Below are 23,697 nucleotides of genomic sequence, written 5' to 3'. Positions count from 1 at the left end.
GGGTTAAGGCCGCCGCAACCCGGCCGGAATCTCGTGTGTAACTCTCTACGCATTGTCATCCTGAACGTAGTGAAGGATCTCTCCGTTCCGGTTCCCCTTCTCCGTTCAAGGGGAAGGGGTTAGGGGATGGGGTCTGTGCTCTCGCCGAGCGGGGATTAAGCAAAGCGGTTCCCCGCCGGAATCCCCCTTCTCAAACCCTCTCAATCAACCCCGTCATGATCTTCGTCATTTTCGGTTCGGCTTCGGCGGCGTTTTTCAGAATGTGTTCAATCGAAGCAGGCTTCAAACAATCGGCGAAACCTTCGTCGGTGATAATCGAAATTCCGAAGGCTTCCAGTCCCATATGATTGGCAACAATCACTTCCGGCACTGTGGACATCCCCACCACGTCCGCGCCCATCAATCTAAGCATCCTGTATTCGGCCCGTGTTTCGAGATTGGGTCCGGCTACGGCCACATACGTTCCGCGGTGCACCTTATACCCCAATTTCATTGAAACTTCTTCGGCCATCGCAATCAATCTGCGCGAATAGGGTTCGCTCATATCGGGAAATCTGGGGCCGAGCTTTTCTTCGTTCGGTCCGATCAGCGGATTGTCGCCCAACAGATTGATATGGTCATCCATGATCATCAGATCCCCTGCCTTATAGAGAGGATTGATACAGCCGCAGGCATTCGAAACCATCATCACCTTGCAGCCCATCTGCTTCATCACACGCACGGGATACGTGATCTCCTGCATCGTATAGCCTTCATAATAATGAAAGCGGCCCTGCATGGCCATCACGAACTTCCCACCCAACATGCCGAAATGCAGCTTGCCGTGGTGAGTCTCCACGGTTGATTGCACAAAATGCGGAATCTCGGAATAGTCGAAACTGACTTCGATCTGAATCTCTTTCGCCAGTCCGCCCAAACCCGTGCCGAGAATAATCCCGACTTCCGGAGTCTTCGCAACTTTCTTCTTCAAGACGGCCAGAGTTTCGTCCAGCCGCGTCAATATTTCACTCATCTACTTTTTCTTGTGGTGTGTCGTCTGCCGGAGGATCTTTTTCCATCATTTCCAAAACCCAGCCGTGCGAGTTGTGCAGATAACGAAGCCGCGTCACATATGCGTCTTTCTGAACCTGCATCTCGCGAATCTGTTCCCGCAACTCTTGTAGTTTACGTTCGCCCTCAAGCAGAATACGGTCCGCTTCGAGCTGGGCTTCCCGCAGCATCGTTTCGCGTTCCCGTACAAGCTGTTCACGCGAATCACTCATTCCCTGTTGCGCTGTCACAACGGCGTCGCGCAAGTTCTTTTCCATGTCGCGAAAAGCCTTGAGCTGTGCTTGCGCACCGGCGGCCGCCTCTTCGGCCTGAGTCAGCTTCACCTGCAGCTCGGCCAACTCGGAGGCAACCCCCTCGAGGAATCCGCGCACTTCGCCCACGTCGTAGCCGCGCAGCGACTTGCTGAACTCGTGCCGGGCTATGTCGACCGGGCTCAAACTCATTGTTCTCGTGGCCCCCAGAGGATCGTTCCAAGTCTCACTTCCGTCGCTCCTTCCTCAATTGCCCATTCAAAATCACCACTCATGCCCATCGATAACACCGGAAGATTCTGTAAATTAAGCTCTTGACAAACTTGGTCCCGGACTATCCGCAGCCTCGCGAAACTCTCTCGCACTGCCCGTTCATCCCCTCGCATCGGCCCCATGGTCATAAACCCTTGTAAATCAAGACTCTTGAGGCTTCGTACCTGATCAGCCAATTCAACGGCTCGTACCGGCTCTATCCCCGATTTCTGCGGCTCCTCTGAGGTATTTACCTGGATGAGTACTCGCATCCGTTTCCCCAATTCTGCCACGGCCTTGTCTACAGCCTCCGCCGTGCGAAAATGGTCGATAGTGTCAATACAATTAAAGATTTCGGCGGCTCGTTTGACCTTATTGCTCTGCAAATGGCCAATCATGTGCAGCCGAACCTTATAGCCTGCCAGTTTCTCTTTTAGAAAACCATATTTTTCAATAGCTTCCTGAACCTTGTTCTCCCCCAAATCCGTCAATCCGAGGGCACGGGCTTTGCGCAACAACTCCGGAGGGTGACTCTTGGTCACACCCACTATTGTTAGCTCCTCAGGGCGGCGGCCCGAGCGTCCGCAAGCGCCGGAGATCCGGTCAACTACCCTGTCGTATGTGTCAGAATTGGCAGTCTGCATGGATGGCATTCGGATTTAGTCGAGCCTAAAATATAGGGCTTTGCCTCTGAAGGTGCAAGCAGATTGGCACCACCGAAAACTGCGGATTTCTTCCCAACACGGAAACTGCCATTCTGTGGCCACTTATGACCAAATTTATTCCCGAATTCTGAGCCTAATGAGTTGATTTTCCGAGTGAAGTTCGTTACATTCCATAGCTCAAACAGGGACATTCTCGAGTGGCGAACGAGGGCTGACCCAAAGTGTTGTATGGTGTGGAAGAACTGCGACTTCCACCCGAACTGCGACCCCCACAAACACGGACCTGCTCATGATTAGTGGACGCACAGTTCTGCTCGCGGTTCTGACCGCCAGTTGGCTGATACTTGGCTGCTCGTCCAGCCGCCAACTCTCCGGCTCCAACGGAGGTCATGAATTCCGCGACAGGCTTCGCCAAACCGCGCAACTCACCGACCGTGAAAAATGGAGCCTCGCCCGCAAAGCGTACGCCTACGCCCAACGGGAAGAATCGCATAACAAAAGCGAGGATGCCGCATACTATTACGAGGCGTCTCTCGAACTCTTAGGTGCCATTGATCTCGCTTCCATCGATCTCGATATGCACCGCGTCGCCAGCTTCAATCGCAGAGTCCTTGAAAGCTACGACGGCTTTGTCTCGCACATGAAAACCCTCCCCGCTTCGAGCGGCTTGGTTGCCGTCATCGAAGCAGGTGAAGCCCAGCATTCAGGTGAAGAGGAAGAAGACGATGCCCCGGACGAGATTGAAACCTACATCCCGACGCCGCGCCCCTTCCCCGACGAAGTAGACATTCAGCCCGCGAAGACTCCGCTTCCGCCCGTACCGATGGAAATCAACACCAAGGTGCGGAACCAGATTCACTTCTTCCAAACCAAGGGCAACAAGGTCATGCATCGCTGGATGGAGCGGGCCGCTACCGTCTTTCCGCGTATGAGACCGATCCTGCGTGAAGAAGGTATTCCGCAGGAAATGCTCTATCTCTCCATGATCGAGTCTGGACTGAACATGCAGGCTTATTCCTATGCCGCCGCCTCCGGACTTTGGCAGTTCATTCCCAGTACCGGTCGAATTTACGGCCTCCATGTCGACCGAGTTTATGACGAACGTCGTCACGTCGAAATGGCCACGCGCGCCGCATGTACCTATCTGCGTGCCCTCTACGAAGAATTCGGAGATTGGTATTTGGCAATGGCCGCGTATAATTGCGGCGAAGGCCGCGTCGCCCGCGACATCAAACGCTGCAACTCGCGCGACTATTGGAAACTTCACAGATTGCCGCGCCAAACCCGCGGCTATGTGCCAACCTATCTCGCTGCCCGCGCCATCTGCGAAAATCCGCAGCACTACGGTTTTCCGCCAATGCCGCCCGAACAACCCTTCGAGTGCGAACGGATCTACGTTCCCGGAGGATATAAGCTCGAAGACGTCGCCAAAGCCGCCGGTCACGATCCGCAAGCCGTCAAAGATCTGAATCCCGAATTTCTCAAAGGGGTCGTCCCTGAGCGCGGCCAAGATATGCTCGTCCGTTTGCCCGGTGCGGCTACGGAAGCCTTCGCCGACAATCTGGCAACGATGCCCAAGACGATCATTGCGCCCACGTCTTCACATCGAGTTCGAAAAGGCGACACCTTAGGCAAAATCGCCGCAAAATACGGTACGTCCGTCTCTGCGATCATGAGCCTGCCCGAAAACAAAAGGGTCAAGGCCCGTTCTCTGCGAATCGGTCAAGAGGTTGTGATTCCCGTCGCGCAAGTCAAATATGCTGACAAATCGGCTGCCGACTCTAAAACCGTAAAAGAAACCGCTGCCGAACGAACCACGGCCGCGAAAGCCGAACCCACGACCAACCGGATTACCTATACCGTGCACCGTGGCGAATCGCTCGGCAAAATCTCCCAGCGTCTTGGCGTCTCCGTTGATCAAATCTGTCGCGAAAACGGAATTCAAAATGCCAGCCGCATCTATCCCGGTCAAAAACTTACGGTCACGGTCAAAGGCGAACCGAGGTACGCTGATACACCCAAGTCAAAAGCGTCCAATTCAAAGTACTACACCGTACAAGCCGGCGACACCGTCTGGAGCATTGCTCAAGCTCACGGCGTGGATACAAAAGATATTCTGAAAATGAACCGGCTCTCGCGCCGCTCCAAAATCTATCCCGGACAGCGTCTGATCGTTAGTAACTGAGTTCGCTTTCTACACTAATTTCTCGCGGCGGTATTCACTTTGTCCCACCGTTAGCCGCCGCGTTCTTCCTACCTTGACGGAGAGTTGCTTTTGGGTCGCACAGTGACCAAACAGGAACTGGTCGACAAACTTGCCGATGGCATCGGTCTGACCAGAATCGAAACCCAAGCCGTCGTTGACGGCTTTTTGGCCCTTGTTATGGAAGCCGTCTCCGGCGGCGATCGTGTCGAGCTGCGCAGGTTTGGTGTCTGGAAACCCGTCCTGCGCAAAGGCCGCAACGTGCGCACGCCCGACGGCCTGCACGAAGTTCAAATCCCCGACCGCACCGCCGCGGTCTTTGTCCCAGCCGACGAATTCCGCGAGCGCATGGCCGAAGACTAACCGCGCGGGCTTTCATTCCGAATTTCTTTTTTTCATTCTTTCACACATAACCCAAAACCAGAGCCGTGCTCGCACGGCGACAGAAAGAGAGACACCATTGCCTTGTGGTAAGAAGCGTAAGCGTCACAAAATGTCGACGCACAAACGCAAAAAAAGACTGCGCAAGAATCGTCATAAGAAGAAACTGCGCTAACAGCCGTGCGGGGTCTCCCGCACGGCGTTGGCCTGCATGTTGTTCACGGTCGTGGGCCTTCTTTGTGAGGCCCCGCCGTGTTTCAAGCCTTCACCCCTTCCGTGGATTTCGAGACTACTGACACACCCAACTCCGCAGACTCCGGGCGCACCTTATCCGTCTCCGAAGTCACGCGCGAGATCAAACGGATGTTCCGGGAGCGCTTTGAACCGCTCTGGATCGAAGGCGAACTCTCAGGCTACAAACTTCACGGCAGCGGACACCACTACTTCACGCTGAAAGACGCGTCGGCCTCGATGTCTTGCGCAATGTGGCGCATGTACACGAAGAACCTGCGCTTCACTCCGCGTGACGGAATGCTCGTTCAGGCTTTCGGTCAACTCGAAGTCTACGAACCGCAGGGCAAGTACCAGCTCATCGTCTACGAACTGCGGTTGTCCGGCGAAGGTGAACTGCAAAAGGCCTTCGAAGAACTCAAGCGCAAGCTCGAAAAAGAAGGTCTCTTCGATCAAGCCCGCAAACGTGAGCTTCCCGCTTTTCCAGAGAAAATTGGTTTAGTCACCAGCGGCACGGGTGCCGCATTGCGCGACATGCAAACCGTCGCCGCGCGCCGTTGGCCGTTAACCGAGCTAATCTTGAAACCGGTTCGCGTTCAGGCCAAAGGTGCCGCCGAAGAAATCGCCGCGGCGATTGATCAATTTTCTCGCGAAGGCAAAGTTGACGTGATCGTCGCCGGAAGAGGCGGCGGATCACTCGAGGATCTTTGGCCGTTCAACGAAGAAATAGTCGCCCGCGCGATCTTTAATAGCAAAATTCCCGTGGTCTCCGCGGTCGGACATGAAATCGATTTTACAATCGCCGATTTCGTTGCCGATTTGCGCGCGCCGACTCCTTCAGCCGCTATGGAAATCGTCTTGCCCGACGGAGCCGAAATCAAACGCAGTTTGTTGCAGTTCGAACGCAGGCTCGCGCGCATGACTGTCGACAGAATTGCTCTGTTTCGCCAGCAACTGAATGCCCTGACGTCGCATTGGGCCTTGCGTCAACCGCTGCAGCTTGCGCAAACTGCCGCGCAGCAACTCGACGACTTGACAGAGCGGCTACAGGATAGTTCTCTTGCCATCAAAGACTCCGCGCAATCAGAACTCGACAGGCTTGTGGGTCTCCTGACAGCCGTCTCTCCAAGCCGTGTTCTTATGCGAGGCTACGCTGTCGTTCGCGGTCCAAATGGCGCCGCGTTGCGTTCCCCCGCCCAGACCAAAACAGGAGAACTACTCTCCATCGAACTCGCTGAAGGCAGCCTCGCTGCGCGTGTTCAAAACACCGATATCCCCGATCTCTTCGATGACCGCTAAAGCAAAATCCGCCAAACAAGATTTCGTCGAACCTAGGAATTTCGAAGATGCGCTCGAACGTCTCGAAGCGCTCGTCGAAAAACTCGAGGCAGGTGAAGTGTCGCTCGAAGAATCCGTCCAAGCCTTCGAAGAAGGCCAGAAACTCTCTGTCTACTGTCAGCATAAGCTGAAGGCTGCCGAAGCGTCGCTCAAAAAACTCATCAAAGAGTCCGGCGCCGATGCCGGGGATGACGAAGAGGAGTAGCTGCCCCGATGATTCTCGGCATTATGGGAAATTCCGCCAAACCGCGCTTCGTGCCCATTGTCTCAAGCTTCATTCTGCTGCTCAAAGAGCGCGGGATCAAGTTTGTCTACGACGAGGAAAACCGGGAGTCAATCTACGTCGATCCAGCGGAACTGATTGAACACGAAAAGGTCGCCGAAGTCGCGGACCTCGTGCTCAGTTTCGGAGGAGACGGGACTCTCTTGCATACCGCGGCTGCGGTCGCACCGCATCATAAGCCGATTCTCGGTATCAACCTCGGTCCCGGACTTGGCTATCTGACGGATCTTGACAGCCTCCATTTGCATCGGCGGCTTGACGATATCCTGAATCAAAACTACGAAATCGAAGAACGCATGATGATTCAGGCGACCGTCGAAGGGGAGTCCGCCGTCTATCACGCACTGAACGATTTCGTCATTGGTCAGCATCAGGTTTCGCGTACCCAATCCTTCGAAGTCTTTATCGACGGCACTCCGGCGTCGACCTATCGTGCCGACGGACTGATTGTCGCGTCGCCGACGGGCTCCACTGCCTATTCGCTTTCTGCCGGGGGACCAATCATCGAACCTACGCTGCATTCGATCATCGTCACTCCCGTTTGTCCGCATACGTTGACCATGCGCCCCTTGGCACTGGCCGAAAACCGCACGGTCGCCATTCGCTCGATGGGAGATGGAATCTTGACTGCCGACGGCGAACAAGTTAAAGCACTCAATGTCGGACAACAAGTGGTCGTCAAAAAATCTCCGATGACTACCAAGCTGGTCAATATCATGCGCCGCGACTTCTACGAAGTCCTCCGCGACAAACTGAATTGGGGCGCCGCTCCTGAAAATGCCTAAGCACGAGTAACATGGGACTCTTCGACAAACTCAAGAAAGCGCTCACCAAAACCCGCGAAGCCATCACGGACAAACTTGCGGCCGTCTTCACTCCCGGCCGAAAGCTCGACCGTGCACTTCTGCAGGAACTCGAAGACGTCCTCCTGTCCGCCGACGTCGGGTTAGAAACGACTGACTTTCTGATCGAGCAGCTAAAAGAAGCCGGTCGCATGGCCGGACCCGATGCCGACGCGGACGCACTGCTTCGTGAACAAGTCGTCAAACTCTTGAAAGAAGCTGAAGGCGAAGGTCCGAAATTCGGAGCGCCGCATGTCATTCTCATCGTCGGCGTCAACGGCACGGGAAAAACCACCAGTATCGGTAAACTTGGGAAGCACCTGACCACCAACGAGGGCAAGTCGGTCATCTATGCCGCCGCTGACACCTTCCGCGCCGCCGCAATCGACCAACTGAAAATCTGGGGCGAACGATCCAACATCCCCGTCATCGCCGGCGAACCCAATGGCGACAGTGCTGCCGTGGCCGTCGATGCTTTGCAAGCTGCGCAAAGTCGTGGCACCGACGTGTTGATTGTGGACACTGCCGGTCGCTTGCATAACAAAAGCAATCTGATGCAGGAACTGGAGAAAGTTTCGCGAGTGCTAAATAAGCGCTCACCCGGCGCGCCGCACGAGGTCCTGATGGTCTTGGACGCTACCACCGGACAAAATGGTCTGAACCAAGCCCGCGAGTTTGTCAAAACGGCAGGCGTCACAGGGTTGATTCTCACAAAAATTGACGGCACAGCCAAAGGCGGAGTCGCTCTGGCCATCGCCAAAACCATGAGTCTTCCGATTCGCTACGTCGGTTTTGGCGAAGCGGTCGACGACTTCGATGTTTTCGATGCCGAAAAATTTGCCATGAGTCTCTTGGGCGAAAGGGCGGAGGCCCAGGCAAGCTGATGCTGCCGCACCTTCCTGCGGGCCGCGTGGTCATCCTGCGTTCCCGCTATCACGAAAATATCACCGGCGCGCTCTTGAACGGTGCTCTCGCCGAACTGAAAGAGCAAGGCATTTCCGAGTCCCGCATCGACGTCGTCGAGCTACCCGGAGCCTTCGAGCTCCCCGCCGCCGCCGCCAAGATCGCCAAGCAACTCTCCGTCGATGCGGTCATCGCGCTCGGAGCAGTCGTCCGCGGAGAAACACCGCATTTTGATTTTATTTGCCAAGCCTGCGCACAAGGACTCTCCAGAGTCGCGGAACAAACCGGCAAACCGGTCACCTTCGGCGTGATCACGGCCAACACAGTCGAACAAGCCTTCGAGCGTGCGGGCGGCAGAGTCGGCAACAAAGGACAAGAGGCGGCCCGCGCCGCATTGGAACTATTTTCATCTCTGAAACGATGGGAGCAGCAACAAGCATCAGGTTCTTAACCATTTTCACCGGTCAATCTTGAGGGCGATTATGCCGTTGCTTTTGGCGCTGCTTGCGCTGACCTTCGTTTCATCGGTTTCCGCGACGCCGTTTCGTTGGACTACGTTTACGTCTGTGTCCTCCGTTCGCAATGTCTTGGTGACTGAAAACAATTTGTGGTTAGGCACGACGGGAGGACTTGTTCGTTTCGATCCGCAGTCCGGCGAGTTCGAAACTTACAATAACACGCGTGGTCTTGCCATGAACGCTACCGTCGGATTGGGAGAAGACGCGCAAGGTTGGATTTGGATTGTCGCACCGGACGGGCGAATCACTCGCCTCAATCCGGAGACGGGCCAAACCAAAATTATCTCGGACCTACAGGACGAGATTTTTGAAGTCTCCTCGATCGTCGCGGTCGGGGATGAAATGTTTTTGGGGGCGAACAACGGTATCTATCGCTTCGCGTTCTTCCCCATCGTAGACAACTATCGCGTCAGTGAACGCGTCCGCGTTTTGGGAAACTTCCCCACAGGGATCGCAATCCACGACATGATCGCGCACGAAGGATACCTCTACGCGACCACCATATTCGGGCTCGCCCGGGCTCCGCTTTCGTCCACGCAATTCTCCGCGCCTGCGTCGTGGACCGGCTATACCGTCGCGGACGGCCTCCCGGCCAACAATGTGGTCGGACTCGGGACTCATGGTTCTAATTTGTGGATCGCCACTCAATCACAAACCGTTTCTTTCGACGGTACTACGTTCGGAACTCCGATAGAAACTGGCGAAGCCTTCAATCACATGCTGGAGTACCTCGGTGATCTGATTGGAGCCAGCGAGAGCAAGCTCTACAAACTTCAAGACGGTACGTGGACTCCGTTGACTCCCCTGCAATACGGCTTATCCTCCGTCGCAAATGTTACAATCGACGGTGAACCCTTGCTCGCCGTCGGCAGGTCTGATCTTTTCGAACGCCCCGGCGGAATCCAGTTCTTCGACGGCACGAACCTGTCGCCAATTGTCGCGCAGGAAGGTATCGGAGGAAACGTCATTTCAAGTATTGAGTTTGACGCGCTCGGTAATCTCTGGGCGGCGACGGCTGGCCTTCGACTCGGAGTGTCGAAATTTGGCAATGACCAATGGACGGCCTACACACGTTCCGACACTCTTCAAGGAGAATTCTGGAATGACGGTCCAGTCTCTACCGTAGGTGACGACTACGGCGGTATGTGGTTCGGTTCCGACGGAGGTGGCGTACTCTATTACAGAGACGGCGAATTGCACAGCTATAACCCGAACGAGTCGGCAGGTTACGACGTTGACGGCCCGCGCCTGTCAAACATTCCGGGTTCGAACGTTTATTGCGAAACGCGTGTCGGTCGCATGCCGACCGGGGAAATTCTGATCACAAACCTCGGCTCGTCGTCTGGCCGGTATATCGCCGTCGTTCCCAACGATTGGCTGTCACAAGGTGACAATCCGGCTCCGTGGGTTTATTTTGTCCCCGACTCCACTCCGTCCGCGCGTATCAATCAAGTCGACCAAATCTTCGGCGATCCGTTCGGACGCTTCTTCGCCGGCGCCAGCCGTAACGGAAACTTCACCTACGTTTGTGACATGCGAGGCACTGTTGCCGATACGTCCGACGACGTTTGGTTCAACTACGACCCCGTTGAACTCGAAGACGCCGCTACGACCTGCTTCGAGGATATCAATCGCGAAGTCTTAACCTTCGCCGTGGACCACCAAAACTACCTCTGGGTCGGCACACCCGGCGGAGCCTACTATTCGCAAGGAGGATTAGGTGCGAGTCTTTCCAGCTTGCGGTTCATTTGTCTCTACGATTTACCGGTCGGCACCAAAGTGAACGACATCCACGTCGACTCGCAGGACAACAAGTGGTTTGCTACGGACAACGGCGTTGCCGTTTTGGACCCCACTTTTACGTGGATTCACGTCTTCCAAATTTCAAGCAGTATCGACTATGCGTCCGATCTCGCTTCGAATGCCGTGACGTCTATCACTTCCAATCCGGAAACCGGAGAAGTTTGGCTCGCTACACTCGACGGGTTGTCGAGACTCCAAACTCCGTACGTTTCGCGGAAGCCTGAGCTCGACAAAGTCGTTCCCTATCCCAATCCCTTCCGCGCGGACGGTACGCATACCATGTATGTCGATTCCGATGACCTCGGTGGCCGCTTCGACGACTTGCGTGTCTTTACATTAGGCGGAAGACTTGTGCGCGAACTCACGTGGACGGAAGCTATCAGTACGGGGTGGGACGGCAGAAACTCCAAGGGAAACCTTGTGGCTGGCGGTGTCTATCTCGTCGTCGCTACGACTGCCGACGGCCACTCCGCCACGGGCAAGATCGCCGTCTTAGGCAGGTAAAATGCTCGCGCGTCTGCATATCCGCGATTTTCTCCTGGTTGACGAAGTCAATCTTGAGTTCGAACCCGGCTTCACCGCGATTACCGGAGAAACCGGAGCGGGGAAAAGCATGATCCTCGGCGCCCTGCGTGTGCTCTTTGGAGATACGTTGAGCGAACAGATGATTCGCGAAGGCGCCGACCGCGTCATTGTCGAAGCCGAATTCCGACTCGCGTCGTCCGCCGAGATTGAGAAAATTCTCGATGAGGAGTATCGCGATGCCGCGACCAATATCCTCACCGTGCGCCGCGAACTTAGTCGTGGCGGCCGTGCCAGAGGTTTTCTCCAAGATCGACCCGCGACCATCGACCTTCTGAAGTCCGTCGGCGAAGAGCTAATGGACTTCCACGGCCAGCGCGACAGCCTTTCGCTCTTTCGTCCCTCACGGCAATTGGAATTTCTTGACGCATTTGCAGGTTCCTTCGACCAGCGTGATGCGGTCGCCGCTTCCTATCGCAAACGAACCGAAATCCTCGACAAACGGGATGCCCTGCTGCAAGAAGTTACCGAGCGTCGTCGCGAACAAGCGCTTCTGTCCTACCAACTCGAGGAAATCGAACGGCTCGGATTGCGTGCGGGAGAAGACGTCGAGATTACGGCGAAACTCAAGAAATTGGAGCAAGCCGAGAAGCTCATCACTCTCGCCAATCAAATTGCCGGACTGCTCGAGCAGGATGACACCTGCGCCGTTTCTTTGACGGGTCAAGCCCGCCAACTCGCTGATGAAATCAAGCGTGCCGACGAAAACTTCTCGGCGATTGCGACCGAGCTTGCCGATTTGACCGCGCGTTTGCGGGACGTAAGCTCGGAAGTCGGCCACTATGCCGAGCACACCGACGTCGATCCCGCCGAACTCGACAATCTGCGCCGCAGAGCCGCGACCCTCTCCGAGTTGCGCCGCAAACACGGTGTTGACCTTGCCCAGATTCTCGAGCAAGCCAAGCGCATGAAAGACGAACTCGCGTCGCTTGCCGCACTCGAAAAAAAACTCGACGTTTGCGAGCAAGACTTGGCCAATGCAGATCAAGCGCTCCTTCAAGCTGCCGAGAAACTTTCCAAAACTCGTGCTGCTGCCGCGCCTAAACTTGCGTCTTCCGTCACGAATATCCTGAAGCCGTTGGGATTTACCAAACCGACTTTTGACTTGAAACTCGAAACCGGTGATTTCAAAAACCCTTCGGCAATCGCTCGCAGTGGAGCGGATCAAGTCCAGTTTCTCTTTTCTGCGTCCGCCGGACAGTCGCTTCAGCCTCTGTCCGAAGTCGCGTCCGGCGGCGAATCGTCCCGCGTCACGTTGGCGATCAAAAGCGCGGTTGCCGAGCGCATGCGTTATCCGCTCCTCGTTTATGATGAAATCGATCTCGGAATCTCCGGCCGCGTTGCAGCTTCCGTCGCGTCAGTTTTGCATGACTTAGGGACCGAGCAGCAGGTAATGGTGGTGACGCACTTGCCCCAAATTGCCGCACGCGCCGAGCACCACTTGGAAGTTACAAAAAGCACATCCCGCAACCGCACGATCACCTCGGCGCGTATGCTCCTCCCCAAAGAGCGTGCCGAAGCCGTAGCCGCGTTGCTTGCAGGCTCGCAAATCTCCGGCAGTGCCCTTGCTGCTGCTGACGAGCTGCTCAACCCAAATAACTCGAACAAATAGGCACACTGTGGATAGCCTGATTCTTCGCGGCGGACGTCCGCTCGAAGGAGAGATACCAATTTCGGGGTCGAAAAATGCCACGTTGCCGCTCCTCGCGGCCACGCTCCTCGCACCCGGTTTCTATCGCTTCACCAACGTCCCGCGTCTAAAAGACGTGCGTACCATGTCGAATCTTCTCCGTATTCTCGGCGCGAAGATCGACGAGTCGGGTCACGAATTACTGATTGATACCAGTCATGCGTCGCACATCGAAGCGCCGTATGATTTGGTGAAAACGATGCGCGCGAGCTTCTATGTTCTCGGCTCCCTGCTCGGACGTCACGGAGAAGCGCGTGTCTCGCTGCCCGGTGGCTGTGCGTGGGGACCGCGTCCCGTCGACCTTCACCTAAAGGGGATGGAAGCACTCGGAGCCAAAATTGAACTCGATCAAGGCTACGTCGTTGCCTCGGCGTATCCGCTGCGAGGTGCGACCTTCGAGTTCGGTATCTCAAGCGTCGGGGCTTCGGCCAACGTTCTCATGGCCGCCGTGCGAGCCGAAGGCGTCACGACACTGAAGAACATCGCGCTGGAGCCGGAAGTCACGTCGCTTGCGCTCTTCCTGAATCGTATGGGTGCGCGCATCTCCGGCATCGGTTCGCGCGAATTGAAAATCGAAGGCGTCGCGCATTTGCAGCCTGCCGATGCCGAAATGTCACCCGACCGCATCGAAACAGGGTCTTACATCTGTGCCGTCGGCATGACCACGGGAAATGTAAAATTGACCAACGCCGATCCAATGCAGCTTTCTGCCGCTATCGAAAAAGCTAAGCAAGCCGGACTGGAAATTGAAGTCGGTTCCGACTGGATTCGCGTCGAACGCTCTAACGGCAAACTGAAACCTATCGACGTCACTACTGATGTCTATCCCGGTTTTCCCACGGATTTGCAAGCTCCGTTCATGGCTATGGCGACTTTGGCCGACGGCGTCTCCCATATCACAGATACGATTTACACAGACCGCTTCACCCACGTCGCTGAACTGGCAAGGCTCGGTGCCCAGATTCACATGGACGGAAATATTGCTACCATTACCGGAATCCCGAAACTAAAGGGCGCACCCGTTATGTCCACCGACTTGCGGGCGTCAGTCTGTTTGGTGCTGGCAGGACTTGCGGCCGAAGGGGAAACCGAAGTCAAACGCGTCTACCACTTGGATCGCGGCTACGAAAAAATTGAGGAAAAGCTCTTACGTGTCGGCGCGGATATTCGCCGGGCTGAAGGAGACCTATGAGCGCAGACTTCGTACATCTGCATAATCATTCTGAATTCAGTCTGCTGGACGGTGCGTGCAAGGTTACCGAGCTTGTCAAACGCGCCGTCGAGTATGACATGCCCGCGATTGCGCTCACCGATCACGGTGCGCTTCATGGTGCCGTCGATTTCTATTCGATCTGCAAACAGCGCGAGATTCAGCCGATTATCGGATGCGAAGTCTATATCTGCAAGGACCGGCACGACAAAACCGGCGGACAAAAAAGCCGCGGCGGCGAATATGCCAACCACTTGCTTCTGCTTGCCAAAGATGAAGTCGGTTACAAAAACCTTGTCAAGCTCTCGTCCATCGGCTACACCGAAGGCTTTTACTACCGTCCCCGCATTGACGCAGGATTGCTCGAACAGCACCGCGAAGGCCTGATTTGCACCAGCGGCTGCATGTCGTCGGAAGTCCCCTCGCTGATCCTCTCCGGTGACGATGCCGGCGCGTGGGAAAAAGCCATGTGGTACAAAGATCTCTTCGGTGACGACTTTTACGTCGAAGTTCAGCGTCACAATCTCGAAGACGAAATCGAACTGAACAAAAAGCTCGTCAAACTCGCTGGCAAGCTCGGCTCGAAATTGATTGCCACAAACGATACGCATTACCTTGACCGCACGCACGCCGAGGCACACGACTGTCTGCTTTGCATCGGCACGGGCAAAAACGTCTCAGATTCCGAGCGTTTGAAGTTCGATACCAACGAGTTCTATCTCAAGACGCCGCAGGAAATGGCCGAGCTCTTCAGTGACCTGCCGGAAGCGCTGCTCAATACGCGCGAAGTCGCAGAGAAATGTAATATAAAACTCGATTTCTCTACTCGCCATCTGCCGCACTTCCCGCTTCCATCCGGCGAGGAAAACGAAACTGCGTACCTGACCAAACTTGCTCGCTCGGGTCTCGCGCGCCGCTATCACGAAATCACTCCCGAACTTGAAGATCGTCTTGCATATGAGCTGCGTATCATCGAGCAAATGGGCTTCTCCGGCTACTTCCTGATTGTCTCCGATTTTGTTCGCTATGCGCGCTCAATCGGAGTTCCCGTCGGTCCGGGCCGTGGGTCCGCTGCGGGGTCGCTTGTTTGTTATGCGACCGGCATCACAAGTCTCGATCCGATGCGCTTCGATCTCTACTTCGAGCGCTTCCTGAATCCCGAGCGTATTTCGATGCCCGATATCGACATCGACTTTCACGACGAAGGCCGCGCCAAAGTCATCGAATACGTCCGCGAAAAATATGGCGCCGAGTCCGTCGCGCAAATTATCACTTTCGGTCGACTGAAGGCCCGCGCCGTCGTGCGCGACGTCGGACGTGTGCTCGGAATGAGCTATGCCGACATGGACAAGCTCGCCAAAAAAATTCCCGATGGACCGCAGTCGAGCCTTGAAAATGCCACCGAAAACAATCCCGAGCTTGTTGAACTTCTAAAAGACCGCGAAGACTTCCGCAAAGTCTGGGATATCGGCGGTGCGCTCGAAGGTCTCTGCCGCCATTCGTCCACTCACGCGGCAGGTGTCGTCATCACTCCCGGGCCCCTGACCGATTACGTGCCGCTCTACCGTCAATCCGACGGTTCGATCACGACGCAGTTTGACATGAACATCGTCGACAAAATCGGCCTGCTCAAGATGGACTTCTTGGGATTGCGCACGCTGAATGTCATCGATCTGTGCAAACAAATGCTCGAGAAACGCGGCGTCGAAATCGAGTTCGACGCTCTGCACGAACAATACGACGATAAAACTTACGATCTGTTGGGCCGTGGCGATACGACCGGCGTCTTCCAGCTCGAATCCGGCGGTATGCGTGAGTGGTTGGTCAAGCTGAAACCCAACTGCATCGATGACATCGTCGCCATGGTCGCGCTCTATCGTCCCGGACCGATGAACATGATCGGTGATTTTATCGATCGCAAACACGGCCGCACGAAAGTCGCGTATCTCCATCCGAAACTCGAACCCATTCTGAAGCAAACCTACGGCGTCATCGTCTATCAGGAGCAAGTGCTCCGAATTGCGCGCGACATCGCGGGTTTCACACTTGGCCGGGCCGACATCCTGCGCAAGGCGATGGGTAAGAAGAAGAAAGAGGAAATGGAGAAAGTCCGCAAGGAATTCATCGAAGGATGTTTGTCGCACAGCGGACTGACGAAAAAACTCGCCGAGGAAATTTATGAACTCGTGCGCAAATTCTCCGAGTACGGTTTCGTCAAAGCGCACGCTGCGTCGTACGCGGTGCTCGCCTATCAAACGGCCTATTTGAAAGCGAACTTCCCCGCGGAGTTCATGGCCTCTGACATTGCGTCGTATCACGGCGATACGAAGCAAATGCCGAAGATCATCAATGATGCGCGCCGCAACAACGTTTCCGTCTTGCCGCCCGACGTCAACCAATCCGAACTGAATTTCTCGGTCTCGGACGGAGCAGTGCGCTGCGGACTTCTGAATATTAAGAATATCGGCGCGGCTCCAGTTGAGTCGATCCTTTCTGCCCGCGAAAAAGACGGACCGTTCACAAGTTTCTTCGACATGGCCGCCCGCGTCGATTCGCGTGTTGTAAATCGCAAAGTCGTCGAAAGTCTCATCGGCGCCGGTGCACTCGATAGCTTGCCCGGTAACCGCGCACAGTTCTTCGCGTCGATTGAAGCGTTTCTTTCCTATTCAATTGAGAAAGAGCGTGAACGCGATTTCGGTCAGTCGTCGCTCTTCGGAGAAGCGTCCGGCTCCATGACTCTCGAGCCCAAACTTCCCGAAATCCCTGACCAATCCTACGAAGAAAAAATCTCGCGCGAAAAAGAGCTCTTGGGCTTCTATGCGTCCGGTCATCCGCTCGATCAAGAACGGGAGGTGATTGAAAGTATCACCAACGCGTCGCTCGGGGATACGTCTGAGTTGATTGATCAGGAAACTGTCCGGCTTGGCGGAGTCGTCACGGATATCCGCAGACAGGTCACGCGCAAAGGCAAACCGATGGCCACTGCCACGTTCGAGGATTTCTCCGGTTCCGCCGAGATTCTCGTTTTCACGGATGCCCTCGAAAGCTATATTCATTTGCTGCAAAAAGACGCGAAGTTGATCGCCGTCGCGCGTGTCACTCGCCGTGAAGACGAAGAGCCCAAGTTTATCGCCGAAGAGTTCATGACCATTGACGAGGCCAAAGCGAAGTTCGCCAAGCGGCTTCTGATCCACGTCGCGCCGGGTCCAAATATCGAAAACACTCTGAACGCGCTTGAAGATCTTTTCGTCCATCACAACGGTGACGTTGAGATTCTCTTCAGCGTAGAGCAGAATGGGGAAGAGCGTTTGATTCGCTCTCGCCGCTATCGGCTGAAAACTTCCCTCGACGTACTCTCGCGCGTTCGCAAAGTCATCGGCGAAACGAACGTGGAGTGCCTATGGCGGTGAAGAAACACTGCTCCGCTGATCTGCGTCAGCCGCGTGTCATGATTCAAACGCTCGGCTGCGCGAAAAACACGGTCGACAGCGAAACTCTGGCCGGACTTTTGAAACAAGGCGGATTTGAGTACGTCGAACGCGAATCCCAAGCCGATGTCGTTGTCGTCAATACCTGTGGTTTTATTGATGACGCGAAAATCGAGTCGATTCAGGTTATGCTCGAAGCTGTGCGTTGGAAACAAGCCCGCAAAGGCCGCCGCGTTTTTGCCATGGGCTGTCTCACTCAACGGGACGGTCCTGAAATTCGCGCGGAGCTCCCCGAGCTTGACGGCGTCTTCGGTATCGGCGAATGGGGCGGCATGTTGTCTGCGCTCGGTGCAAATCCCCTGAGCATTGCCGAGTCATCCAACGTCACGATGTTCAGTGGAAATGCTGGGCCGGGATCCGCCTACCACCGTATTTCTGACGGCTGCTCGCACGCGTGTGCCTTCTGCGCGATTCCGCAAATGCGCGGACTTTATCGAAGCGAACCGCTTGACAAACTTGTCGATGAAGCCAAGCTGCTCGCTCGCACCGGCGTCAAAGAACTTCTGATTATCGGCCAAGAAACTACAAGCTACGGCGTGGATCTCTATCGCAAACGTATGCTCGTAGAACTCTGCAATCGTCTCTCCGACATTGAGGGGATTGAGTGGATTCGCATTCTTTATGCGCATCCGCCGTCAGCGCCGCCGCACTTCATGACCGAACTTGCGCGTGTTCCCAAGCTCGCGCCGTATCTCGATTTTCCCGTCGAGCATGCGTCGCCCAAAATGCTCAAGCTGATGAACCGCAAGACCACCGCCGCAAAAATGAAGGCGTCCATCGACGCCTTCCGCGACGGCCGTCAAGACGTTTGCGTTCGCACGACCGTGTTGGTCGGTTTCCCCGGCGAAACGGATCAGGATTTCGACGATCTTTACCGATTCATGGAAGACGTCAAATTCGAGCGCGCAGGTGTCTTTACCTATTCTCCCCAAACCGGAACCGCCGGTGCAGAGCTTCCCGATAGAGTGGAGGAGGGAGTCGCTCTCGACAGGCTTGACCGTTTGATGAAATTGCAAAAGCAAATCTGTCTCGACCGCCACAAGAGTCTTGTCGGCTTCGAAATTCCGGTCTTGATTGAGCGCAATTTACGTGACGCGTCGTGGGGACGCAGTGCGTGGGATGCGCCGGACATCGACGCTCGGGTGCGCGTGCGCGGCACGCTGTCGCCCGGTGTTTTGCACATGGTTAAAGTGACTGGCGCGGCGGCATATCAACTCGATGCCGTGCCGGTTCAGTCTGAGTCTCTTTCACGGAGTGATGCATGCGGAAACTTTGCACTGCCTGTCTTGTCGCACTAACTCTGATTTCGTCGCTGGCTGTCGCACAGCGTCCTCGTTTCGGCGAGGATCAGGAGCCGCGCGGTTTTCGCTGCCGAACGGGGCAACGGCTTTCGCCCGTTCCCGATAGTGCTTTGGTCTTTGTCGCGATTTCGGTTCCTTATGACAATCTCACCTTCGTGCGCGGAGTGGAATCAGGTTTCGTTTCGCATTTCGGTGCGTCCTTTGTGATCATCGACGACGATGACCGACTCGCCGCCGAACGCGATCTCGACATGGACGTCTACACCGAGTCCTTCAAGGAAACCAACAGCCGAACTCTGAACGCCGTTCGCACCGAAGAGTTTTACATCGCGCCCGGAGACTACAAAGTCTCCGTCACGATCACTGACCACGAAACCAAACGCAAGCGCCGCTGGAGCGGAAAAGTCTCCGCAGTGATCATGGACTCGCTGCTCTCTGTTTCAGATCTCTATTGGGTTGATTCCGATACGGTCCTCGACTCTCAAAACACGCCGCGAGTCATTGAGAACTTCTCGAATAGAGAAGAACCCGCGACGGTCGCCATCGATCTCGTTTCCGCGGCGCCCGAATCGCTGCAAATTACGTGGCGCGTAACCGGAGAAGATGGAGATACGGCTGCCACTCAAACAGAAAAAATCTTGCCGTCGGGAGAAGTCGAGCACTTCGAGTACAGTGTCGTCATGCAAAACCTTCCCGTGCAAAAATACACCGTCGAGTTTGAAGCACTCGGCGATGGTCGGCGCGAAGCCCGCACGGTCACGTTTAACGTGAACATACCCGGCATTCCCGCTTCGATAAACGATCTCGGCGAAGCCATCCGGCAGGTGAAGTACATCGGTTCCGCAGAAGAAAATCGCCGCCTCCGTTCCGCTTCAACGGCCGACCGAGAACAGCTCTTCCGAGAGTTCTGGAAACGGCGCGATCCGACTCCGGAAACCCAAAGAAACGAATTGATGGAAGAGTACTACTACCGGGTCGAACTCGCCAACGAAAAATATTCGACCAATCGACCCGGTTGGGAAACGGACCGCGGAAGAATTTTCATCATGTACGGCGAACCGTCCGACATCGAGCGCCATCCGTTCGAGTCCGGTTCTCGTCCCTATGAAATTTGGTACTACCACAATATCAACCGCCGCTTCGTCTTCGTTGACTATACCGGATTCGGCGATTACACATTGTCCGGACCTCAATTGGGATATTGATCGCGTGCTGAAACCTCTGCAGCCCGGAGCGACGATTGGCATTTGCGCGCCCGCCGGGCCCGTCAAACGTGAAAAACTTGAATCGGGAGTAGCAAAACTTCGTTCGCTGGGTTTCATCGTCAAACTGAGTCCAAGCGTTTTCGAAAAACATGGCTTCCTTTCTGCAACGGATGACGTCCGGCTAAGTGAACTGCACGGCATGTTCACGGATCCCGAAGTCGACTCGGTTTGGTGCGCGCGCGGCGGAGTCGGCACGTCGCGCCTGCTGACAAAATTGGATTCTAATCTCGTCGCAAATTCCGGCAAGACGTTCTTGGGTTTTTCGGACGTCACCGCTCTGCAATGGCAGCTTTGGTCCAAAAACGAGTTTGTTTCTTTCACCGGCCCGCTCTCCGTCGAGTTCGACGGTTCCCTTTCGCAAGAATCGGAAGAATTTTCTTTTCGTATGTTGTCCGGTGAACCGCCAAGAAATTGGCTCGCCGCTTTCCCGAATAACAAGCTCGAAATTCTGCGCCCCGGTGCGCGCAAGATCATTGCGCCGCTGATGCCCGGAAACCTAACCATGATTACCACGCTGCTCGGCACACCGTGGATGCCTGATGTTCGCGGGCACATTCTCGTAATTGAGGATATTGCCGAACCGCCCTACCGCGTCGACCGCTTACTGTTCCATCTGAAAAATGCGGGTATTCTGCGCAACCTTGCGGCCTTGATCCTCGGAGATTTCGGTTGGGAGGAAAATGACGACGAATCTCGCGAGCGTCTGCGCGAGAGCGTTCTTGATGCCGCAAGCGGCACGAGCTATCCCGTGATCGCGGGCTTTCCCTATGGGCACGGTGCCACTCGCATTACTTTGCCCGTCGGTTCTCCCGTAGAATTCGGAATCGAACCCGGAAATATGTCGATGTCCTTCGCCATTTCACCTTTTCTGTCGTTCGCGTAAATGCGTATCGCTTTCTTCGTGTCAGGAAATGGTTCTACTTTTGAGCATCTCGTTCGAGCGATGCGCATGGAACAAATGCCGGCCGCACCGGCACTGCTCTTGTGCTCGAGCAAGAAGGCAGTCGCGCTTGACCGTGCAAAGAACCTTGAAATCGAGTCGCGTGTCGTTCGACGACGCGACTTCCTTGATACCTCCGAGCATGCTGACGCGCTCCTGAACGTTTTGCGCGAATCCAAAATCGACGCGATCTGTTTGTGCGGCTACATGGAGCTCGTGCCGCCGCAAGTCGTCACGGAGTTTCGCCACCGCATCATCAATATTCATCCCGCTCTGCTTCCCGCGTTTGGGGGGCAGGGAATGTTTGGGCGGCATGTTCACGAAGCAGTTATCGCATACGGTGCCAAAATTACCGGCGCGACCGTGCATTTTGTGGACGAAGAATATGACCACGGTCCCGTTCTCGCTCAACAGGCGTTGGCCGTGCTGCCCACGGATACTCCCGAGTCACTCGCCGTTCGCGTGCAGGAAATTGAAAAATCGCTGTACGTCGGTGCGCTAAGACTCTTCACCAAAGGCCGTGTCAAAATTGACGGCCGCAAAGTTACCATTCTCTCTTAGCTACTTATTATGATTTCGATTCGCCGCGCCCTGCTCTCAGTCAGTGACAAATCAGGTTTGATTGATTTGGCCAAAGCCCTGCATGAACACAAGGTCGAACTCGTTGCCTCCGGCGGCACGGCCAAAACCCTGACCGATGCCGGACTTCCGGTCAAAGAAGTCGCCGATTTTACAGGGTCGCCGGAAGCGATGGAAGGCCGCATAAAAACACTCCACCCCCGTATTCATGGTGGAATGCTCGCCCGCCGCGACCACGCCGGTGATGTCGCGGACATGCAGCGGCTCGGTCTCGATCCAATCGATCTGCTTGTTGTCAACTTCTATCCCTTTGCTGAGACTCTTGCAAAAGGGAAGTCCGATGAAGAAACCAACGAAAACATCGACGTCGGTGGTCCGTCAATGGTGCGCGCCGCCGTCAAAAACCGCAAGCACGTCGCAGTATTGACGAACGTTGCTCAGTATGAAGAGTTCATCGCCGAATTCAAATCCGGCAACGGTTCTGTGTCCGAAGAACTCGCCGACAAATTGGGCCGTCACGCTTTCGTTGAGTTAGTTTCCTACGACAGCGCGATTGCCAATTGGCTGAACCCCGGGCAATTCAGTGCGCTGCCGCTCAACAAATCTCGCGAGTTGCGCTACGGCGAAAATCCGCACCAAAAAGCCGCGCTCTATGCACCGTATTCTTCGCACACCGAAGGTCTGGTTGCCGCCGACAAATTGTCCGGCAAGCAGCTCTCGTACAACAATTTGCTTGATGCCGACGGAGCGCTCGCCTTGCTTGGTGAATTCTCAGAATGTGCGGCGGTAATTATAAAGCATGTAACCCCCTGCGGAGTGGGGCTCGGCGCAACGCCTGCCTCGGCAATCGAAACCGCTCTGAAAACCGACCCTGTTTCCGCGTTCGGCGGCATCGTTGCAGTCAATCATACTTTTGACGATGCAGCCGCCAAAGTGCTCGCCGATATGTTCCTCGAGATTATTCTCGCTCCCGAGTTCACCGACGGCGCGCGCGAAATTCTGGCGAAAAAGAAATCGCTGCGCTTGATCACGTTTGATTTGAAAGCTCTCCAATCTCGAAAAGCGACGAAAGAACTTCGTGCCATCTGGGGCGGCTACCTTCTGCAAGAGCGCGATCACGGTTTCCCCGAATGGTCCGAAATCAAAACTGTCACCAAGCGTGAACCGACCGCCGACGAACTGAAAGCACTTAAACTCGGTTGGATCGTTTGCAAACATGTGCGCTCGAACGCGATCGTCTTTGCATCGAGCGCGGGCACTCTCGGCGTCGGCGCGGGCCAAATGTCGCGCGTCGATTCCACCCGCTTTGCGACCTTAAAAGCCGAGAACGCGAATCTTTCGCTAAAAGATTCAGTCTGCGCATCCGACGCATTTTTCCCCTTCCGTGACGGACTTGATCAAATCGCGCAAGCCGGAGCCACCGCGGTCGTGCAGCCCGGAGGCAGCGTGCGCGATGAAGAAGTCATCCAAGCTGCAAATGAACACAACATCGCCATGATCTTCACGGGTCGCAGGCATTTCAAACACTGAGCTGAATACATGAGCTGGCCAAGAAACCTGAAGAAACCCCTCTACGTGCGCCCCTCTTCGCGCGTGCGCTACATGGGTAAAAACTACATCGTCAAACGCGATATCTCCGGCGCGATCTACAGCATCATCGGTCGTATGACACGCAAACTTCCTTCCGAAGCTGAGGCGATCGCCGCCGCGCAAAACCAAAAATTGATTTGCACGTGGGGCGCGTACTACTCTGTCTACGTCGGCGTTGATGCTGAAGAACAGCCGCTGATTCTTACCTACCTTTGGGACGAAGAAAAAAAGCGCGGTATACAACCGCCCGATATGTCCGAAGGTATTATTTTGTCAGACGAGGACTAACGTCCTTTTCACATAAGTGACGGCCGCCTGCGTCGTCAAATGCA

20 protein-coding genes are annotated in these 23,697 nt (G+C 55.3%); 17 read left to right on the top strand and 3 right to left on the bottom strand.

The features are described from left to right. Positions 1–190: 190 nt before the first annotated feature. Genes H6507_06380 through H6507_06370 form a run of 3 tightly spaced genes read right to left on the bottom strand, consistent with a single transcriptional unit; the run spans position 191 to position 2,197 of the window. Positions 191–1,012, bottom strand: a complete 822-nt coding sequence (locus H6507_06380) for a purine-nucleoside phosphorylase (protein ID MCB9368714.1) — start codon at positions 1,010–1,012, stop codon at positions 191–193. Then, positions 1,005–1,493 carry a DivIVA domain-containing protein gene (locus tag H6507_06375; protein ID MCB9368713.1) on the bottom strand — a complete coding sequence of 163 codons (489 nt, stop codon included), beginning with the start codon at positions 1,491–1,493 and terminating at the stop codon, positions 1,005–1,007. Before H6507_06375 ends, H6507_06380 begins: the two co-directional genes overlap by 8 nt. Next, positions 1,490–2,197, bottom strand: a complete 708-nt coding sequence (locus H6507_06370; protein MCB9368712.1) for a YggS family pyridoxal phosphate-dependent enzyme — start codon at positions 2,195–2,197, stop codon at positions 1,490–1,492. Before H6507_06370 ends, H6507_06375 begins: the two co-directional genes overlap by 4 nt. Positions 2,198–2,507: 310 nt before the next feature. On the opposite strand from H6507_06370, the gene H6507_06365 reads away from it, so the two are divergent. From H6507_06365 to H6507_06285, 17 genes are all read left to right on the top strand, one after another. Beyond that, positions 2,508–4,403 carry a LysM peptidoglycan-binding domain-containing protein gene (locus H6507_06365; protein MCB9368711.1) on the top strand — a complete coding sequence of 632 codons (1,896 nt, stop codon included), beginning with the start codon at positions 2,508–2,510 and terminating at the stop codon, positions 4,401–4,403. A gap of 90 nt (positions 4,404–4,493) precedes the next feature. Then, on the top strand, positions 4,494–4,784 hold the full coding sequence (locus tag H6507_06360) for an HU family DNA-binding protein (protein MCB9368710.1): 291 nt from the start codon (positions 4,494–4,496) through the stop codon (positions 4,782–4,784). A gap of 270 nt (positions 4,785–5,054) precedes the next feature. Next, positions 5,055–6,332 (top strand): exodeoxyribonuclease VII large subunit, encoded by a 1,278-nt coding sequence (gene xseA / locus H6507_06355; protein MCB9368709.1) that lies wholly within the window; start codon positions 5,055–5,057, stop codon positions 6,330–6,332. Then, positions 6,322–6,576: an exodeoxyribonuclease VII small subunit gene (locus H6507_06350; protein ID MCB9368708.1), complete on the top strand. Its 255-nt coding sequence runs from the start codon at positions 6,322–6,324 to the stop codon at positions 6,574–6,576. Before xseA ends, H6507_06350 begins: the two co-directional genes overlap by 11 nt. 8 nt (positions 6,577–6,584) lie before the next feature. Beyond that, entirely contained in the window at positions 6,585–7,439 is an 855-nt protein-coding gene (locus H6507_06345) for an NAD(+)/NADH kinase (protein MCB9368707.1), read from the top strand. Positions 7,440–7,450: 11 nt separating this feature from the next. After that, positions 7,451–8,380 carry a signal recognition particle-docking protein FtsY gene (gene ftsY, locus H6507_06340; protein MCB9368706.1) on the top strand — a complete coding sequence of 310 codons (930 nt, stop codon included), beginning with the start codon at positions 7,451–7,453 and terminating at the stop codon, positions 8,378–8,380. Continuing rightward, a complete protein-coding gene (locus tag H6507_06335; GenBank protein MCB9368705.1) occupies positions 8,380–8,850 on the top strand; it encodes a 6,7-dimethyl-8-ribityllumazine synthase in 471 nt (156 codons plus the stop codon). The genes ftsY and H6507_06335 overlap by 1 nt, the downstream gene beginning before the upstream one ends. A gap of 31 nt (positions 8,851–8,881) precedes the next feature. After that, entirely contained in the window at positions 8,882–11,224 is a 2,343-nt protein-coding gene (locus tag H6507_06330) for a hypothetical protein (protein ID MCB9368704.1), read from the top strand. 1 nt (position 11,225) lies between these two features. After that, entirely contained in the window at positions 11,226–12,914 is a 1,689-nt protein-coding gene (gene recN / locus H6507_06325; protein MCB9368703.1) for a DNA repair protein RecN, read from the top strand. A 7-nt stretch (positions 12,915–12,921) separates the two neighbouring features. Next, on the top strand, positions 12,922–14,184 hold the full coding sequence (murA, locus tag H6507_06320; protein MCB9368702.1) for a UDP-N-acetylglucosamine 1-carboxyvinyltransferase: 1,263 nt from the start codon (positions 12,922–12,924) through the stop codon (positions 14,182–14,184). Next, on the top strand, positions 14,181–17,612 hold the full coding sequence (gene dnaE / locus H6507_06315; GenBank protein ID MCB9368701.1) for a DNA polymerase III subunit alpha: 3,432 nt from the start codon (positions 14,181–14,183) through the stop codon (positions 17,610–17,612). Before murA ends, dnaE begins: the two co-directional genes overlap by 4 nt. Further along, positions 17,603–18,988 (top strand): 30S ribosomal protein S12 methylthiotransferase RimO, encoded by a 1,386-nt coding sequence (gene rimO / locus H6507_06310; protein MCB9368700.1) that lies wholly within the window; start codon positions 17,603–17,605, stop codon positions 18,986–18,988. The genes dnaE and rimO overlap by 10 nt, the downstream gene beginning before the upstream one ends. Further along, positions 18,952–20,196: a GWxTD domain-containing protein gene (locus tag H6507_06305; GenBank protein ID MCB9368699.1), complete on the top strand. Its 1,245-nt coding sequence runs from the start codon at positions 18,952–18,954 to the stop codon at positions 20,194–20,196. Before rimO ends, H6507_06305 begins: the two co-directional genes overlap by 37 nt. After that, positions 20,141–21,139, top strand: a complete 999-nt coding sequence (locus H6507_06300; GenBank protein MCB9368698.1) for an LD-carboxypeptidase — start codon at positions 20,141–20,143, stop codon at positions 21,137–21,139. The genes H6507_06305 and H6507_06300 overlap by 56 nt, the downstream gene beginning before the upstream one ends. Continuing rightward, positions 21,140–21,757, top strand: a complete 618-nt coding sequence (locus H6507_06295; protein MCB9368697.1) for a phosphoribosylglycinamide formyltransferase — start codon at positions 21,140–21,142, stop codon at positions 21,755–21,757. A 9-nt stretch (positions 21,758–21,766) separates the two neighbouring features. Then, positions 21,767–23,305, top strand: coding sequence for a bifunctional phosphoribosylaminoimidazolecarboxamide formyltransferase/IMP cyclohydrolase (gene purH / locus H6507_06290; GenBank protein ID MCB9368696.1), 1,539 nt, complete (start codon positions 21,767–21,769; stop codon positions 23,303–23,305). 9 nt (positions 23,306–23,314) lie between these two features. Further along, complete coding sequence (locus H6507_06285; GenBank protein MCB9368695.1) at positions 23,315–23,653, top strand: hypothetical protein; 339 nt, start codon at positions 23,315–23,317, stop codon at positions 23,651–23,653. Positions 23,654–23,697: the final 44 nt, after the last annotated feature.

The organism is Calditrichota bacterium (assembly GCA_020637445.1).
Lineage (GTDB): Bacteria > Electryoneota > RPQS01 > RPQS01 > RPQS01 > JABWCQ01.
This window is presented reverse-complemented; position numbering and strand designations above follow the sequence as displayed.